Origin of the sequence: [Muricauda] lutisoli (nom. illeg.) (assembly GCF_017313105.1) — a bacterium.
GTDB lineage: Bacteria > Bacteroidota > Bacteroidia > Flavobacteriales > Flavobacteriaceae > Flagellimonas > Flagellimonas lutisoli.
This window is the reverse complement of sequence record NZ_JAFLND010000003.1, coordinates 587,392-605,189: the sequence shown is the minus strand read 5'-3', so window position 1 is coordinate 605,189 and position 17,798 is coordinate 587,392. Positions and strand designations below refer to the sequence as shown.

Genomic DNA, 17,798 nt, shown 5'->3' with positions numbered 1-17,798 from the left:
ACTACCCCCTTCGTATTTCGTTAAGTAGAATCGCTGTGGCCGTAGCCACATTAAGACTTTCGGTCGTTGAACCTCCATATTGGGGAATGGAAATTTTTTCAGTAATAAATGCCCCCACTTCTTTAGAAATCCCATTGGCTTCGTTGCCCATTATCAATATGCCCTTATCTGGCAAATCCTTGCTGTGAACCGATTCACCATCCATATAAGCTCCATATATAGGAAGACTTGCTTTGCTCAAAAATTCCTTCAAATCAACATAGGAAATATGGACCCTGGCCATGGACCCCATTGTGGCCTGCAGGACTTTGGGATTATAACAATCCACGGTATCTGTGGAGCAAATGATTTGTTTTATCCCAAACCAATCACAAAGTCTAATAATCGTTCCCAAATTTCCGGGATCTCGGACCGCATCCAAGGCTACGACCCAATCATTGGCAACGCTGTCATGAAATTCGATCATATAAAAAACACCCAGTACACCATTGGGGTGTGTTAGGCTACTCATTTGTTTCAGATCCTTTTTGGATACCAGTGCAGCTTCTTTGAATTTTTCCATAAACCCGGGGTCGTCCACAAAAACCTGAAATGGTTTAATTCCCGCCAACAACAATTCATTCACCACCTTTTCTCCTTCCACCACGAAGAGTCCGTGTTGAGATCGGTACTTTTTTTGCTTTAAGCTAACAACTAGTTTAATTTGGTTTTTTGTAACCATCTAAATCGTGTATTTTTGGCGTCTATGAGGGGTTCTTTAGGTCTAATGTGCAACTGGGCAAAAATAGGATTATTGTTCCTTTTGCTAAGCATTTCGGGTTGCAATACCTTAAAAAAAGTTGGGGAGGATGAATTATTGCTCACTAAAAACTCCATTTTGGTCAACGATGAAAAAGTTGGCGACAGCGAAATCAAGGGACTTATAACGCAAAAACCCAATAGCAGTGTTTTGGGCTACCCTTTAAAATTGAACCTTTACAATCTCGCCAAGGAAAACCCCGATTCATCTTTTCAAGATTGGTTGCACCGAAAAGAAAAAAGGGAAAAACGACTCAACAACCTGCTTTCCGAAAAACAGGTCAATAGACTGAGTGAGTCATTTATGGTAAAAGGGTACAGCGAATTTTTAAAAAGAATTGGCGAACCTCCAGTTATAATAGATACTGCCGAAACCAATGAATCCATCAACAATCTTAAAGCTTATTATAACACTAAAGGATACTTTAACAATACAGGCTCTTATGAAATTATAAACGAAAAAAAGAAAAGGGCCAAGATCGAATACAGTATTACCCTGAACAAACCATATATAATAGATACGATCCAAAAAAACATTACCTCTCCGGAATTGGATTCGATCTACAAAAATGCTTCCAGACAAAGTTTTGTAAAAAAAGGGGAACAGTTCGATCTAGAGAAATTTACCTTGGAACGGGAACGCTTGACCACACTTTTCCGGAATTCTGGGGTTTATAATTTTCAGGAAAGCTCCATCAACTACGATATATTGAGGGACACAACGGTTGCTAGCAACGATAAATTAATGGATGTCCAACTAAATATTAAAAAGTTTAGGAGTACGAGCGACACTACGGAAACTGGCACCCCATATAAGGTAGCCCGGCACAAAAAAATTAATATTTATGCCGATTACAACATCAATGGCACCACCGACACCTTACAAAAGGAGGAATATGAACACTACAATATTTATTACAGTGACAAACTCAGATATAAACCCAAGGCTCTTGCCGATGCCATTTTCTTTGAAAAAGACAGCGTTTATAGGGATTTGGACAGGATACGGACCTACAGGCAAATCACCAACCTGAACACGTTTAAATACCCCAATATTGATTTTATACCCGACTCCACACAAACAGGATTGGAAACAAATATTTATTTGGCAGCAAAACCCAAATATTCGCTTAACCTCAATTTTGATGTAACCCACTCCAACATTCAGCAAGTAGGTACCGCCTTCAGTGCTTCCGTAATTACAAGAAATGTATTTGGAGGTGCGGAGACATTGAATGTAAGTGCCCGGGGATCCATTGGATTGCTGAGTGATGCCTCCCTGTCCAATGAAACCTTTACCTCTGAACTTGGTGGAGATATCAACATTACATTTCCTAGAATATGGTTGCCGTTCAACACCGAAAGAATAATTCCTCACTATATGTTGCCACAAAGTCGGTTATCGGCCGGTACCAACTTCCAACGAAACATTGGCTTGGACAAACAATCCCTTAATTCCATACTATCTTACAATTGGTCTCCCTCCGACCGCCTAAAAAATAATATTGAACTATTGAATGTGGAGTATGTTCGAAACGTAAACCCTGATAATTTTTATAACGTATATCGAAACACTTTTTCCAATTTGGACAATATAGCTGATGAGTTCCAGGACGACCCCCAATACGCCTCCTATTTTGAACCCATACAAGACGAAGGTGAAGACCCGCAACTAGATATTCCCACCGGAGCCAATGATTTTGCACGTGATGTTCTGAACGGCTCCATACAGGTAAGTGAAGAGCAATTTGACGAAGTAAACAGTATTGAGGAAAGGCGAAGAAGACTTACTGAGAACAACCTGATTTTTGCTACCAACTACACACATACCAAAAACAGCAAATCAGGGATAAACGATCTGGATTTTTACCAGTATCGTATAAAACTGGAAAGTGCTGGGGGCATGCTCTCAGTTATCAACAATATTTTACCTTTTAACAAAAACCCCGATGGGCAGAATCTAGTTTTTGGCGTTCCCTATTCTCAATATGTGAAAACCGAGTTCGATTATATCAGGCATTGGGAAATTGGAGGCTCCCAAGTGATTGCCTTCAGAAGTTTCTCGGGCTTGGCCATTCCATATGGCAATTCGGACAATATTCCTTTTGTTCGCAGTTATTTTGCTGGGGGATCCAATGATAATCGTGCCTGGAACGCATACGAACTGGGGCCCGGCAGAACCGACAATGTCAATGATTTTAATGAGGCCAATTTAAAATTGGCCCTAAACCTTGAATACCGATTCCCGATCGCAGGAGATGTGAAAGGGGCTCTTTTTGCAGATGCCGGCAATATTTGGAACGTATTTGACAATGAAACCAACCCAGAAGCCATCTTTAGCGGTTTTTCATCGTTAACGGACATTGCATTGGGCACCGGGGTTGGGCTACGGTACGATTTCACCTATTTCGTTTTTAGGTTGGATGTAGGCTTCAAGACCTATAATCCCGCTAAAGTTGGATCAGATCGGTGGTTCGATGGTTACAACTTCAAAAGAGCCGTGTTCAACATAGGGATCAATTATCCTTTCTAGAGCAAATATTTTATTACTTTTGTCTCCTATTTAACTCGAAACCAATATAACTATGTCCCACAATATAAAGCCCGGTGTTGCAACCGGTGATGAAGTACAAGCAATTTTCAATCATGCCAAAGAAAACGGATACGCGCTTCCGGCCGTAAACGTAATCGGTTCGGACAGTATCAACGCCGTAATGGAAACTGCCGCCACATTGAATTCTCCCGTAATCATTCAATTTTCGAATGGAGGAGCCCAGTTCAATGCAGGTAAAGGACTTTCAAACGATGGTCAAAAAGCCGCAATTCTTGGAGCTGTTGCAGGTGCTAAGCACGTTCACCAATTGGCGGAGGCCTATGGAGCAACCGTAATCCTTCATACAGACCATTGCGCTAAAAAATTATTGCCTTGGATCGATGGGCTATTGGATGCCAGTGAAGAGCACTACAAAGAAACTGGAAAATCTCTGTTCAGTTCGCACATGATCGACCTTTCCGAAGAGCCTATCGAAGAAAACATTGAAATCTGCAAAGGATATCTAGAGCGCATGAGCAAAATGGACATGACTTTGGAGATTGAATTGGGAATCACTGGAGGTGAGGAAGATGGTGTGGACAATACAGATGTTGACGATTCCAAATTGTACACACAGCCCGAAGAAGTGGCCTTTGCTTACGAAGAACTTTCAAAAGTTAGCCCAAAATTTACCATTGCAGCTGCATTTGGTAACGTACATGGGGTATACAAGCCTGGTAACGTAAAACTGACTCCGAAGATTCTTAAAAACTCTCAAGAGTTTATCACCGAGAAATACGGAGTTGAACACAATCATATCGATTTTGTGTTCCACGGAGGTTCCGGTTCCACTTTGGAGGAAATTAGAGAAGCCATTGGTTACGGGGTAATCAAAATGAACATCGATACCGATTTGCAGTATGCATTCTTGGAAGGTGTTAGGGATTATATCCAAGGTAAGGCCGATTACCTTCAAACACAGATCGGAAACCCTGATGGTGATGACCAACCCAACAAAAAATTCTACGATCCACGAGTTTGGCTCAGAGAAGGTGAAAAAACTTTCATCGCTCGTTTGAAAAAAGCCTTCGAGGATTTGAACAACGTTAATACTTTGTAAGCCTTTGTCTAACTAAATATTGATTGCATGTCGTCTTGGTTTAAAAGAAAGGAAAAAGGAATACAAACAGCTACAGAGGAGAAAAAAGATACTCCCAAGGGATTATGGTATAAATCTCCCACTGGCAAAATTGTTGAGGCCGAAGATTTGGCCAAAAACTTCTATGTAAGTCCAGAAGATGATTATCACGTTCGCATCGGTAGCAAAGAATATTTTGAGATTCTTTTTGATGATAACAAGTTCCGTGAACTTGACACAAAAATGACGTCCAAAGACCCCCTAAAGTTCGAAGACACCAAAAAATATTCAGACCGTCTTAAAGCTGCCCAGAAAAAAACAGGATTAAAAGATGCCGTGAGGACTGCCGTTGGCAAATCCCAAGGTAAGGATATTGTGGTTGCCTGTATGGATTTTGCCTTTATCGGAGGTTCCATGGGAAGTGTGGTAGGTGAAAAAATATCCCGCGCCATCGATGTGGCCAAAAGGAAAAAGATTCCATTTGTCATGATTTCCAAATCAGGTGGAGCACGTATGATGGAGGCTGCCCTATCATTGATGCAGTTAGCAAAAACCTCTGCGAAATTGGCCCAGTTGGCAGATGCAAAAATACCTTACATTTCGTTGTGTACCGACCCCACCACAGGAGGAACAACAGCTTCATATGCCATGTTGGGAGATATCAATATAGCCGAGCCGGGCGCATTGATCGGGTTTGCAGGACCTAGAGTTGTAAAAGACACAACAGGAAAAGACCTTCCTGAAGGTTTCCAAACATCCGAGTTCCTTAAGGAACATGGTTTCTTGGATTTCATCACCCATCGTAGAGATCTGAAGAAAAAAATCAATCTATATATAGATTTGATTACCAATCAACCCGTAAGAAATTAATAAAAGCCCCCTGTATTTGGGGCTTTTTTTGTTTTATCTATGTGAATCCATGAATCGGGCTGGCTTAAATGTTTATTTAATAAGCACATTAAATTCAAATAAAAGCATATCTTTGCACGCTGATTGAAGGTCAATCAATACATAAAAATCATTTAAATAATATTGGAATGTATTTAACAAAAGAAGTAAAAGCCGAAATCTTCAAGAAACACGGCGGCTCTGAGAGCAACACAGGTTCTACGGAAGGGCAAATTGCATTGTTCACACACCGTATCAACCATTTGACAGGACACCTTAAAAAGAACCACAAAGATTATAACACTGAGCGTTCTTTGGTGGCATTGGTAGGTAAAAGACGTAGTCTTTTGGATTACCTGAAGAAAAAAGATATTGAAAAATACCGTTCCTTGATCAAGGAATTGAATATTAGAAAATAAAAATATAAGGGGAGGCTTAGGCTTCCCCTTTGTTTTGGTTGAACTTGTTTCAACAACAAAAAGTCCCGGTTAATAATTGGGCAAACACAAAAAGCTACAAATAGTTTTTCATTGGTCAAGTGCCCCTAGGCACACACAACAACAACACAACCCGACCGCCCGGATGGCGGTAGACCAAATGTTTAACAACCCTTCCTAAAAGGTAGGGTAAGATTATTTTTATGATTCCAAAAACATTCAAAGAGGTCATAGACCTTGGTGACGGTAGGGAGATTTCTATCGAAACCGGAAAACTGGCAAAGCAGGCCCATGGCTCTGTTGTTGTCCAATCTGGCAAGTGTATGCTATTGTGTACAGTTGTCTCAAATTACAAAGCTGCGGATGTGGACTTTTTACCACTTACCGTGGATTATCGTGAAAAATTTGCTGCTGCAGGGCGTTATCCAGGCGGTTTCTTTAAAAGAGAAGCTAGACCAAGTGACGGAGAGGTGTTGACCATGCGTTTGGTGGACAGGGTATTGAGGCCTTTGTTCCCAAAAGATTATCACTCCGAAACACAGGTAATGATTCAGCTAATGTCCCATGACGAAGATGTTATGCCTGATGCTATGGCTGGATTGGCTGCTTCCGCTGCCATTCAACTTTCGGATTTTCCATTCGAATGTGCCATATCCGAAGTTCGGGTAGGTAGGGTCAACGGTGAGTTGGTCATCAACCCGACTAGAGCACAACTTAAAGAGTCCGACATCGACATGATGATTGGTGCCTCTGCAGATTCTGTGATGATGGTTGAAGGTGAAATGGATGAAATTTCCGAGGAGGAAATGGTAGAAGCCATCAAATTTGCCCACGAAGCCATTAAAGTACAATGTGCCGCACAGGTAAAATTGGCCGAAGCTTTCGGTAAAAAAGAAGTTCGTGAGTACGAAACTGAAGCTGAAGATGAAGATCTTCAGAAAAAAATACACGACATGGCCTACGATAAGGTCTATGAAGTGGCCAAAGCTGGTTCATCCAAGAAAGAACGTGGCGAAGCATTTGCTGCTATCAAAGAAGAAATTAAAGCATCTTTCTCCGAAGAAGAATTGGAAGAAATTGGTGATTTGGTTTCCAAATACTATCACAAAGCCGAAAAAGAAGCTGTTAGAAACCTTACTTTGGAAGAAGGGCTTCGTTTGGACGGACGTAAAACTACAGATGTAAGACCAATCTGGTGTGAAACCGATTATTTACCATCCGTACACGGTTCTGCCATATTTACCCGTGGTGAAACACAAGCTTTGGCAACCGTTACTTTGGGTACATCCAGAGAAGCTAACCAAATAGACATGCCATCTTACGAAGGTGAAGAAACATTCTATTTGCACTATAACTTCCCTCCTTTCTCAACAGGTGAAGCACGACCAATTCGTGGTACATCACGTAGAGAAATTGGCCACGGTAACTTGGCACAACGTGCTCTTAAAGGGATGATTCCAGAAGATTGTCCGTATACCGTACGTGTAGTTTCCGAAGTATTGGAATCCAATGGTTCATCCTCCATGGCTACCGTATGTTCCGGTACCATGGCATTGATGGATGCTGGTGTTCAGTTGAAAAAACCTGTATCTGGTATCGCCATGGGATTGATCACCGATACAGAAACTGGTAAATATGCCGTACTATCCGATATCTTGGGTGATGAAGACCACTTGGGAGACATGGACTTTAAGGTAACAGGTACCGAAGACGGTATTACCGCTTGCCAAATGGATATTAAGGTAAAAGGACTTTCGTACGAAATCTTGGTAAAAGCTCTAATGCAGGCCAAAGACGGTAGAATGCACATTTTGGGCAAACTTATCGATACCATTGCCGAGCCAAGACCTGAAGTGAAGTCCTACGCTCCAAAAATTGTCACCAGAATCATTCCTGGCGAATACATTGGGGCACTTATTGGAAAAGGTGGTGAAGTTATTCAAGAACTTCAAAAAACAACCAACACTACCATTGTAATCAACGAAGACCCGGATACCGAAGAAGGTATCGTGGAAATTCTTGGAACAGATCAGGATGGTATCGATGCCGTATTGGCCAAAATCGATGCCTTGATGTTCAAGCCTGAGGTCGGAAGTGTCTATGAGGTCAAAGTGATCAAAATGCTGGACTTTGGAGCTGTGGTGGAATACACCGAGGCACCGGGGAACGAAGTATTGCTTCACGTATCCGAATTGGCATGGGAACGTACAGAAAATGTATCCGATGTAGTGAACATGGGTGATGTTTTTGACGTGAAATACTTCGGTATCGACCCAAGGACCAAAAAGGAGAAGGTATCAAGAAAAGCCTTGTTGCCAAAACCTGAAGGTTACAAAGAACGTCCACCTAGAAATGATAGAGGTGACCGTAGAGGTGGTGGCGACCGCAGAGGTGGCAACCGCGACAGGAAACCAAGAAGGGATTAGTTTCAGCACAATCCTGAACTACAAAAACAACCCCGGGGTAAACACCTCGGGGTTTTGCTTTTAAAAAAAATGTAACCAAAATGTAACTTTTTGGTTTTTTGAACGTATAACCTAATGAGCTCCGGTTCACAAATTTAATTTGAAGGGATTTTTTAGATGAGACAGTTAAAGATTACAAAACAGGTTACCAATAGGGAAACCGCTTCGTTGGACAAGTATTTGCAGGAAATCGGTAAGGTGGATTTGATTACCGCCGATGAAGAGGTGGAGTTGGCACAGCGTATTAAAGCGGGAGACCAAGTAGCCTTGGAAAAATTAACTAAAGCCAACCTTAGGTTCGTGGTTTCTGTGGCAAAACAGTACCAAAACCAAGGATTGACACTTCCTGATTTGATCAATGAAGGAAACTTGGGGCTGATCAAAGCCGCACAGCGTTTTGATGAAACCCGTGGATTTAAATTTATTTCTTACGCCGTTTGGTGGATTCGCCAATCCATTCTACAAGCATTGGCAGAGCAATCCCGTATTGTACGTTTGCCCTTGAACAAGATTGGTTCCATCAACAAGATCAACAAAACATTTGCTTTCTTGGAGCAAGCGCACGAGCGTCCACCATCCGCAGAGGAAATTGCCAAAGAATTGGACATGACAGTGGAAGACGTGAAGCAATCCTTGAAAAACTCGGGCCGCCACGTATCCATGGATGCTCCATTGATCGATGGTGAAGATTCCAACCTTTACGATGTATTGCGCAGTGGTGAATCTCCAAACCCGGACAAGGAACTTTTACACGATTCCCTTCGTACCGAAATCGAGCGTGCATTGGAAACCCTTACCCCTCGTGAGGCAGATGTAATCAGACTTTACTTTGGTTTGGCAGGACAACATTCCATGACATTGGAGGAAATCGGTGAAACTTTCGATCTTACCAGAGAAAGAGTTCGTCAGATTAAAGAAAAAGCAATCCGTAGGTTAAAACATACCTCCAGAAGTAAGATTTTGAAAACATATTTGGGATAAAGTGTGAAAAACACCCTATAAATTACAGTTAAACTATCCTTAAATTTGATTTTTGGCAGGAAAGTTGTAATTTAGTAAGATATAACAGTTTATCATGACTGTTCGTTTTTTGATTGATGAATAAACTCCGGCTGATTACCGGAGTTTTTTTCGTTTAAGGATGGCCTTAATTGGCTAACTTTGTAACATGAACAAATCAATGATCGCTCCTTCGCTTTTGGCATCCGACTTTGCCAATCTTCAAAAAGAAATAGAAATGGTGAACCAAAGTGATGCCGACTGGTTTCATTTGGATGTTATGGATGGTGTTTTTGTTCCGAACATTTCCTTTGGAATGCCCGTGATACAAGCTATTGCCAAACATGCCAAAAAGCCATTGGACGCACACTTGATGATTGTTGATCCGGACAGATATATCAAAACATTTGCTGACCTAGGGGTGAATCATTTGACCGTTCACTATGAGGCATGTCCGCATTTGCACAGAACCTTACAAGCCATTAAAGCAGAAGGAATGAAAGCAGGAGTGGCCATTACCCCACACACATCTGTTAGATTACTGGAAGACACTATCCAAGATATAGACATTGTTATCGTAATGAGCGTTAACCCCGGATTTGGGGGACAATCCTTTATCGAGAACACCTATCAAAAAGTGGCCGACCTAAAAGAATTGATCAACCGCAAGAACACAAACACCTTAATTGAAATCGATGGGGGCGTAAATGCGGAAAATGCAAAGAAACTGATCGATACTGGAGCGGATGTTCTGGTTGCGGGCAGTTTTATATTTAAGAGTGCCAACCCGACCGAAACGATTAAAAAATTAAAAGAAGAAATAGCATAATGCAGCAATTTGATGTTGTCATCATTGGGGGCGGCCCTATCGGAATAGCATGTGGCCTAGAAGCCAAAAAACAGGGAATTTCCTATATCATTATAGAAAAAGGACCCATTGTGAATTCCTTGTTCAACTACCCTGTGAACATGCAGTTCTTCTCTTCTTCCGAAAAGCTCGAGATAGACGAAATACCGTTCATTAGCAAGGAGGCCAAACCCAAACGCAACGAAGCGTTGGAATATTACCGAAGGATCGTGACCTCGAACAAACTCAATATCCATCTTTTTGAAAAGGTATTGGATACCGAAAAACAGGGAGAAGTGTTTTTGGTCAAGACCGATAAAGATGAGTACCAAGCTAAAAATGTGGTTGTGGCAACCGGATTTTACGACCTCCCCAACAACATGGGGGTTCCCGGTGAGGATTTGCCCAAAGTATCCCATTACTACAACGATCCACACTTTTATGCAAGTCAAAAATTGGTAGTTGTAGGTGCCAGTAACTCCGCCATAGATGCCGCTTTGGAATGTTGGCGAAAGGGTGCAGAAGTAACCCTTGTTATTCGCGGTCCAGAAGTGGGTCCCCGCGTAAAATATTGGGTACGCCCCGATATCATCAACCGTATTGAGGAAGGCAGTATTAAAGCGTACTACAATTCCACTGTTAAGGAGATAAAACCCCATGAAATTGTCATCAATTCACCGGAAGGGGAAGTTACTTTGGAAAATGACTTTGTGCTGGCCTTGACAGGGTATCGTCCCAATTTTGCCTTTTTGGAAAAACTGGGAATCACTTTGTCAGACGACCCAAAAAGACTCCCTACCTACGACCCTGAGACCATGGAGACCAACATTGATGGACTATTTCTGGCAGGTGTCATCTGCGGCGGCATGGAAACCCACAAATGGTTCATAGAAAACTCACGCATCCATGCGCCAATTATCATGAATGCCATCAAGAAGAAAATGGGAATGGCAGAGGAAAAATCTTGATTTGAGTTAACATTTGTCGCTTTTAAAAAAAGGCTTCCCTTTAGATATGATTATATTTAAAGGAATCTGAAAAAGTTTTCAAATGAGCAACACTACAAGTTCCACTCAAAATTTATTTAGGGTTATCCTGGGCCTTTTGATGATGATGGCCGGTATTGGTCACCTCACCTTTCAACGCGAGGAATTTCAGGCCCAAGTGCCCCGATGGCTGCCTACAAGTGAAGCCTTTATGGATTTTGTAGTGGTGGCTTCCGGCGTTTTTGAGATACTTCTGGGGCTTGCTATGGTCTTTTTGGTAAAACACAAGGTAAAAGCAGGCATTGCACTGGCCATTTTCTATGTATTGATATTCCCTGGAAACATTTCGCAATACACAAACGGGATCGATGCTTTTGGACTGGACACTGACCTTAAAAGATTTATCCGTCTGTTTTTTCAGCCCGTATTGATACTTTGGGCATTATGGTCCACCGGAGCATTAAAATATCTTACAAACAAACAAAAATAGCAGCTATGGAATTCTACAAGTTTAAAGCGGAACGATTGGACGGTACACAAGAGTCCATGGAAAAATACACAGGCAAAACCGTTGTGGTTGTCAATACCGCCAGTAAGTGCGGATTAACACCCCAATATGAAGGTCTGGAATCACTGTATAAGACCTATAAGGACCAAGGGTTGGTCATTTTAGGTTTTCCATGCAATCAATTTGGAAACCAAGAACCTGGTAGCGCCGATGATATCCAAGAGTTTTGCCAAATGAATTATGGGGTCTCCTTTCCCATGTTTGCCAAAATCGACGTCAATGGAAGCGATGCCCATCCTATTTTCAAGTATTTGAAATCGGAATTGAGCGGCCTATTGGGTGGAAAAATCAAATGGAACTTCACCAAATTTGTGATTGATAAAACAGGAAATCCCGTAAAACGATTTGCGCCGACTACAGAACCCAGCTCTATGGAAAATTATATTCAGGATATCCTCTAAAACCTCCTAAAATTTCAGTTGTGACTGCAAGGCGCCCGTTTCCCTGAGCATGGTCCGGCCATCCTTAAAACTTAAATAAGTGTGGCCTGCCTTTTTATTGGCTATACTAATGTCACACAACATGCCCCAATGGCGGGCAACTTCCCGCCATGCCCAGAACAGGGAATGTTTGGGATCATAAATATGGGTGGCCTCCCCTCCTGCCCCGTTCACTTCAATAATGCTGAAGTTCTTTCCCTGGCAGAGCTCCTCGAATGTATGGTAAAGTACATCCAATCGTCCGTAATAAAACCCTTTCATTTGGGAGCAGATCCCATCAATGGTTTGCACCAACCCCTCATTGATCTTATGGCTTATATCCACAAACTTGGCTCCTCGGGTATGGCTTCCGTAAGGCACCAAGATAAATTGCTCTCCCTTTTCCAATACCTTTTGAAGCCTTTTGCCAAACTTCTGTTCCAGTACTTTTAACTGTAAGTGGCTTCGTGGATTCTTTTTGATAAGTTGCGACATGGTATGCCTACCATCGCCTGTGATGGATAAAAATTCCTTGGATACCACTCCCGTTATCTTGCCATGTGCTTCATTGGGCTGGCGAACATAAAATATGCCCACCTCTTTTTGATACGGAATCAGTTCTTGCACCAAAAAATGGGAAGGACTCCAATCCACATAGTCCCGAAACTCGTCCTTGTTGTGAATCTTTTCCACCCCAAAGGCCTTCATCCCTATGTTCGGTTTGGCAATAAAAGGAAAACTTATCCCTTGTTCCAATACACGTTCCAGCGCCGATTGAGGGGACTCATCTTTATCAATAAACAGTGTTTTGGGAATAAACCGATCGGGAATCATATTATAAATATCCATTTTGGATATCATGGCCATACCTCCATTTTTCATTCCCGGATTGGCAGCGTTAAAAAAGAAAAAGGAACGCGCCTTAATGGAATAGTACAACCACACAGGAAACATGGGATAATAAATCAGCCAAAACGGCCAATATTCCCAATGGGTAATTCGATGCCATATTAGTTTTAGCGAATCCATGGCAATTAAAAAGTAAGTTGGCTAGGTGAAAAAGGCACCTCAAAAAATTTGTCGTTCAACAGATCCAAGTGGCGCATCACAATTTCCTCACTATCCAAAATGGCTTGGGTTACACTAAAAGTTTTAAGACCCGAATCACGATCAATTATAAATCCGTTTTCAAAATCGTCATGGTTATTGGAATGAAAGTCGACCACTTCTTTTGCAGATATTTGGGTGTTTCCATCAATAAATCTCTGAAAAAGCTTTCTTCGATGTTCAATCACTTCATCTTTATAAAGCGTAGCGGAGGACCAAATATGGTTTTTTGTTGCATCCAAAGGTCTATAATATTTCTGATGGCCGTCCCATCTAAACTCCAACAAGCTACCATTGAACAACACCAAGGTGAAAGGTTCTATGTGAAGGAGTGGCATTTCCTGAAGCAGATCATAAGGTTGTTCGGATGCGATTACGTCCAAAAGCACCAAGCCCCGGCTACGGGCATAATTTCCAATTGATACGTGGTTGACGAAACCTCCGTTAAGAATCACGGCCACCGAACCATTTTCGTTAAGGGCAAACCAAGTGCCGCCCGCTTTTGGGTCCTTTGGAAAAAGTACCTTGACCGAACCTATGGTTTCCTCTTGGGGGCGCAAGGCCAAAGGTCTTGAAACATGTTCATCGCGGTTAGAGGTAATCAGTCGTCTACCACCTGAAGAAACAAAACTTACTGTGCACATGCCTTTCGGTATTGTAGGGTAGATGGTGCCACCCCAAAAGATTCTGGAATTTCTTGTTCGGAAAAATGCTTAATGCCCACTTTGATCAATGCCTGGTGATGGATGGTATGCTCCAAATTATACATGACTTCCCTAAAATAATTGGAATCCATACAGTTTTCCTCTCCTGCCAACTCATAAGTAATTTTGATGGCCTTATTCGGCTTTTTCAAATGCTCTTGAATGTATGTCAACCTATCCAGTGCATAATTCAAATCCTGTTCGATCTGTAGGTTGCGTTCCCTACGATCATAGGAAACATCCGAAAGCTCGTATCCATGTATCAAACAAAGATATAGCTCTATAATATGCCTGGTATGCTGCCCAATAGTGGCATTGGACAATATATGACATGATTGGGAATAACAATCTTTGGGCAGGTCGGCCAACACCTGCTTAAACTGCTCCAAAGTTTGCAAGGAAGATTTGAACATGATGTTTAGTTATTGGTTGTTTTATTCGTTTTTTGATGAATTTGAGTATAAGATAGAAAGAATATTCAATTCTTTATTTTCTCCCAATTTTTATCCGCTTGGGAAACCAACTCATTTGGAGAGGAGTTAAGCCAAAAATCCAGCGTATTATTTTTTCCCTTGTTGTAAAATAGGTAAAGTTTTCCTTCCCTAATTTCATAGGTCTTGGGGTCCACATTTACCTTTTTACCGTTTACGGCCATAGCATATGCACAATAGCCTCCGTATTTGGGCACATAATCAGATGGCGCATCCTTAAACGTATTCAAATTGTCCTGGTTATGGAACTTGAACATGGCTCCATCATAAATTGTAGAAAACTCCTTTTTTCCTTCCAATGGGATTCCATCAAAATACGATACCACGTCATAACCTTTCACAGCGTACCCATTCTTCGTATTGTAATCCGTGTTTTGGGCTAAGCCACATGTTCCCGTTACCAACAAAAGAACCACTAAAATTTTATTCATAACACTCGGTTTAATATGCTAAGGCATGTAAACAATTGCCCAAACAGATTAGTTTAGTCACGAAGAATGTGGATTCCTTTCAATATTTTTTGCCTTTCATCGAGGATTTTTTCAATTACGTCTAAACATTGTTAGTTACCAATTTTATGGCGTACTAATCAACTAACTTGAACGTTAGAAAATTAAACCAACAAACAGGATTTCACTTTCCCAAAGAGTGATATCCATATAATGCCTACTTAATGCGCCAGATCATCCCCCATACATTGTACACGAGGATAGGTATCCTTTTGTTTCTGATCGTATCCACTAATTTTAATGCACATTCCCAGGAAAACACCAATAAACAAGATGTTATTTCGTTACGTCCAATAACTTCGGTTTTACTGGCAGGGCAAAAAGACTATAGTTTTGAAGAAGTCAGGAACAATCGCAAGCTGGAGTTTGTTCCATTGACAAGTTTAAAGGAAAACCTGGGATTTTCAAGTGACAACTATTGGCTGACCTTTTCCTTGCAAAACACAACGGACCGATACAAACAATATTATTTGGAAACCGCACGCCCCATAACAGATGTGGTAAACCTATTTCTTGTTGATGACACCAATACCGTTGAAAAACAATATAGCGGCGATAAAATTCCCTTTTCCAAAAAAACCATACAGCACAGAAAATCCATTTTTGACATAGGTCTTAGACCAGGTCAAAAAATACAGGCCTACATCCATCTAAAAAGTGATGGCGAAGTAGTAATGCTCCCGATGAAACTTTATCAAGAGGCGAGTTTTTTTAACCTCACCTATAAAGAGCAGGTATTTTACGGCTTCTTTTATGGTATTTTGATCTTGGCTTTCATCATATACCTATTTTTCTTTTTCGCCTTAAAGGACAAGGCATTTATTTACTATGCCCTCTATGTGCTCTTTATAGCCTTGATGCAATTTTCCCTGGATGGATTTTTTCACCAATACTTTACGCCACAAGGGGGTTGGCTTTCAGATAGATCTGTTTTGCTCACCGCATTTGTTTCGCTCTTTTTCTTTGGAAAATACGGGGATGCTTTTCTTAACCTAAAGAAAAACAGTCCGTTTTTACATAATGCGAATAAAATAATGGGATTGGCCATAGCCATTGGCGTTTTGCTTTTGGCCATACCATCCAATTTTGAATATTGCTATCCTTTGGCCAATGGGATTGGCATCTTGGTGCTGGTTCACATGATAGCCTCACTGGCCGTAATGAAGTTCAAAAAACAAAAGGTAGATATCTTCTTTGTGATCGGTATTTCCTTTTTGGTGCTAGGTTTTGTGGTTTTTATCCTGAACAATTTCAATACCATCGAAAACTCCTTTTTTACGAGCAACGGCACCAAATTCGGAATTGGTTTTGAAATTATATTCCTATCCATATCCATGAGCAATAGAATTCGAAATCTTCGGATGGAAAATGAGCAAAATCAAATGCTTGCGCTACAGCGTGCAGAGGATATGAACGAAATAAAATCGTCCTTTTTATCCAATATCAGCCATGAGCTTCGAACGCCCCTCAACTTGATCATGGGTGTAGCTACCTCATTACAGGAAAATAAAGATGAAGAAAATCTGGATGAAAAATGTAAGATGCTCCTTAGTTCCTCAAAAAACCTATTGGGCTACATTGAGGATATCTTGGACTTTACCGTAATTGAAAAAGGAGACCAAGAATTAAAAGAAGTCCCTTTTGATCTAAATGCTACGTTACAAAAGATTTTGACATTACAGGAAAAGAAGGCAACAGCAAAAGGCTTGGCTTTTAATACATTAATCTCAGATGATTTACCCGCCAGAATTGTTGGGGACAAAGCAAAATTGGCACAGATTCTCAACCATCTTTTGGACAACGCCGTAAAGTTCACCAATAAAGGAAGTGTAGCTATTGAGGTAGTCTGCAATAAAAAAGGTGACCGAGCTAAAATAGACTTCAGGATTAAAGACACGGGTATTGGGATTTCGGAAGAAAAAATGAGTACCATATTTGAATCCTTCACTAAAAAATCCTTTAGGGACAAGCGTGAGTTCAGCGGTTTGGGCTTGGGTCTTTATATCGTCAAAACCTACGTTGATCTCCAAAAAGGGACGATACACCTTAAAAACAACCCAAAACAGGGAACTATTTGTGAGCTGAGCTTAGGCTTTGAGATTGATGAAGATAAAGTATCTGTTCCAGACGAATCCCAAGAACCGATTTCCAAGGTACAAATGGAAACCGGAAACATTCTGTATGTCGAGGACAACAAAATGAACCAGACTGTCGTAAAACTTTTATTTAAAAAGAATTGGACCAAGGCCAACCTGACCATCGCGAATAATGGAAAAGAGGCACTGGAAATAATGAAAGAAAAAACATTTGATATGATTCTAATGGATCTTCAAATGCCAGAAATGGACGGTTTTGAAACAACTTCCATGATTAGAAGTGGCAAGGCCAACTGCGATACACAAATTCCAATTATCGTACTTACGGCCGACAACACCAGTCAAACCAGAAAAAAAATATTTAAACTGGGGGCAAATGATCTGGTTACCAAACCTGTAAATGGTCCGCTACTCTTTTCAAAAATGAATAAAAACGCAACTATCAAGGTTATTGGTAAAGTTGCTTAATATATAGCAGTACACGATTAGACAAAAAGCACATGCAGAAATGCATGTGCTTTTTTGTTGTTTATCATTTCTTTTCAATAAAGGTCACCCAACTCGCCTGCTCATTTTGATTGCAACCCAAAGGATTGTAACCCTCTTACACAAAAACCCAAACACCAGTCTTCCAATAGCTTATTGATTTAAAATATAAGATTTTTACTTTAATTGAAAATTCCGGGCCATTCCAAACAAATCATCCGTCAATCCAAAATAGGCATCCATCAATTACACCAAAATCAAACACATATCCCACCCTAATTTTGTCCCAATAATCGTTTTAATCATACCCATACTTGGAAACAAAAA

16 protein-coding genes are annotated in these 17,798 nt (G+C 41.0%); 11 read left to right on the top strand and 5 right to left on the bottom strand.

All coding sequences use genetic code 11. The annotated features are described in order from the left end of the window. Position 1: 1 nt before the first annotated feature. A complete protein-coding gene (locus tag J0X13_RS13610) occupies positions 2 to 721 on the bottom strand; it encodes a TrmH family RNA methyltransferase (RefSeq protein ID WP_207071934.1) in 720 nt (239 codons plus the stop codon). A gap of 24 nt (positions 722 to 745) precedes the next feature. On the opposite strand from J0X13_RS13610, the gene tamL reads away from it, so the two are divergent. The 10 genes from tamL (at position 746) to J0X13_RS13560 (ending at position 12,060) form a co-directional block, all read left to right on the top strand. Then, positions 746 to 3,331 (top strand): translocation and assembly module lipoprotein TamL, encoded by a 2,586-nt coding sequence (tamL, locus tag J0X13_RS13605; protein ID WP_207072066.1) that lies wholly within the window; start codon positions 746 to 748, stop codon positions 3,329 to 3,331. Positions 3,332 to 3,383: 52 nt separating this feature from the next. Continuing rightward, positions 3,384 to 4,451: a class II fructose-bisphosphate aldolase gene (gene fbaA / locus J0X13_RS13600; protein WP_207029846.1), complete on the top strand. Its 1,068-nt coding sequence runs from the start codon at positions 3,384 to 3,386 to the stop codon at positions 4,449 to 4,451. A gap of 27 nt (positions 4,452 to 4,478) precedes the next feature. Continuing rightward, positions 4,479 to 5,339, top strand: coding sequence for an acetyl-CoA carboxylase, carboxyltransferase subunit beta (accD, locus tag J0X13_RS13595; RefSeq protein WP_207029847.1), 861 nt, complete (start codon positions 4,479 to 4,481; stop codon positions 5,337 to 5,339). A gap of 167 nt (positions 5,340 to 5,506) precedes the next feature. Continuing rightward, positions 5,507 to 5,776: a 30S ribosomal protein S15 gene (gene rpsO, locus J0X13_RS13590; RefSeq protein ID WP_207071933.1), complete on the top strand. Its 270-nt coding sequence runs from the start codon at positions 5,507 to 5,509 to the stop codon at positions 5,774 to 5,776. A gap of 221 nt (positions 5,777 to 5,997) precedes the next feature. Then, on the top strand, positions 5,998 to 8,220 hold the full coding sequence (locus J0X13_RS13585) for a polyribonucleotide nucleotidyltransferase (RefSeq protein WP_207071932.1): 2,223 nt from the start codon (positions 5,998 to 6,000) through the stop codon (positions 8,218 to 8,220). 156 nt (positions 8,221 to 8,376) lie between these two features. After that, positions 8,377 to 9,240: a sigma-70 family RNA polymerase sigma factor gene (locus tag J0X13_RS13580; RefSeq protein ID WP_100817395.1), complete on the top strand. Its 864-nt coding sequence runs from the start codon at positions 8,377 to 8,379 to the stop codon at positions 9,238 to 9,240. Between the two features lie 187 nt (positions 9,241 to 9,427). Then, positions 9,428 to 10,087 (top strand): ribulose-phosphate 3-epimerase, encoded by a 660-nt coding sequence (rpe, locus tag J0X13_RS13575; protein ID WP_207071931.1) that lies wholly within the window; start codon positions 9,428 to 9,430, stop codon positions 10,085 to 10,087. Next, positions 10,087 to 11,073: a YpdA family putative bacillithiol disulfide reductase gene (locus J0X13_RS13570; RefSeq protein ID WP_207071930.1), complete on the top strand. Its 987-nt coding sequence runs from the start codon at positions 10,087 to 10,089 to the stop codon at positions 11,071 to 11,073. The genes rpe and J0X13_RS13570 overlap by 1 nt, the downstream gene beginning before the upstream one ends. Positions 11,074 to 11,155: 82 nt before the next feature. Continuing rightward, the gene (locus tag J0X13_RS13565; RefSeq protein WP_207071929.1) at positions 11,156 to 11,581 is read left to right on the top strand and encodes a DoxX family protein; all 426 of its coding nucleotides are present in this window, start codon (positions 11,156 to 11,158) and stop codon (positions 11,579 to 11,581) included. 5 nt (positions 11,582 to 11,586) lie between these two features. Continuing rightward, a complete protein-coding gene (locus tag J0X13_RS13560; RefSeq protein ID WP_207071928.1) occupies positions 11,587 to 12,060 on the top strand; it encodes a glutathione peroxidase in 474 nt (157 codons plus the stop codon). A gap of 6 nt (positions 12,061 to 12,066) precedes the next feature. Here the strand turns inward: J0X13_RS13560 and J0X13_RS13555 are convergent, their stop codons facing one another. The 4 genes from J0X13_RS13555 to J0X13_RS13540 form a co-directional block, all read right to left on the bottom strand. Beyond that, the gene (locus tag J0X13_RS13555) at positions 12,067 to 13,107 is read right to left on the bottom strand and encodes an ATP-grasp domain-containing protein (protein ID WP_207071927.1); all 1,041 of its coding nucleotides are present in this window, start codon (positions 13,105 to 13,107) and stop codon (positions 12,067 to 12,069) included. Positions 13,108 to 13,112: 5 nt separating this feature from the next. Beyond that, positions 13,113 to 13,829: an NRDE family protein gene (locus J0X13_RS13550; RefSeq protein ID WP_207071926.1), complete on the bottom strand. Its 717-nt coding sequence runs from the start codon at positions 13,827 to 13,829 to the stop codon at positions 13,113 to 13,115. Next, positions 13,817 to 14,302: a DinB family protein gene (locus J0X13_RS13545; RefSeq protein WP_207071925.1), complete on the bottom strand. Its 486-nt coding sequence runs from the start codon at positions 14,300 to 14,302 to the stop codon at positions 13,817 to 13,819. The genes J0X13_RS13550 and J0X13_RS13545 overlap by 13 nt, the downstream gene beginning before the upstream one ends. A 65-nt stretch (positions 14,303 to 14,367) precedes the next feature. Further along, positions 14,368 to 14,811, bottom strand: a complete 444-nt coding sequence (locus J0X13_RS13540; protein ID WP_207071924.1) for a YHS domain-containing (seleno)protein — start codon at positions 14,809 to 14,811, stop codon at positions 14,368 to 14,370. 242 nt (positions 14,812 to 15,053) lie between these two features. Here J0X13_RS13540 and J0X13_RS13535 point away from each other — a divergent pair, with 242 nt between their 5' ends. After that, positions 15,054 to 17,453 carry a hybrid sensor histidine kinase/response regulator gene (locus J0X13_RS13535; RefSeq protein WP_207071923.1) on the top strand — a complete coding sequence of 800 codons (2,400 nt, stop codon included), beginning with the start codon at positions 15,054 to 15,056 and terminating at the stop codon, positions 17,451 to 17,453. Positions 17,454 to 17,798 lie beyond the last annotated feature (345 nt).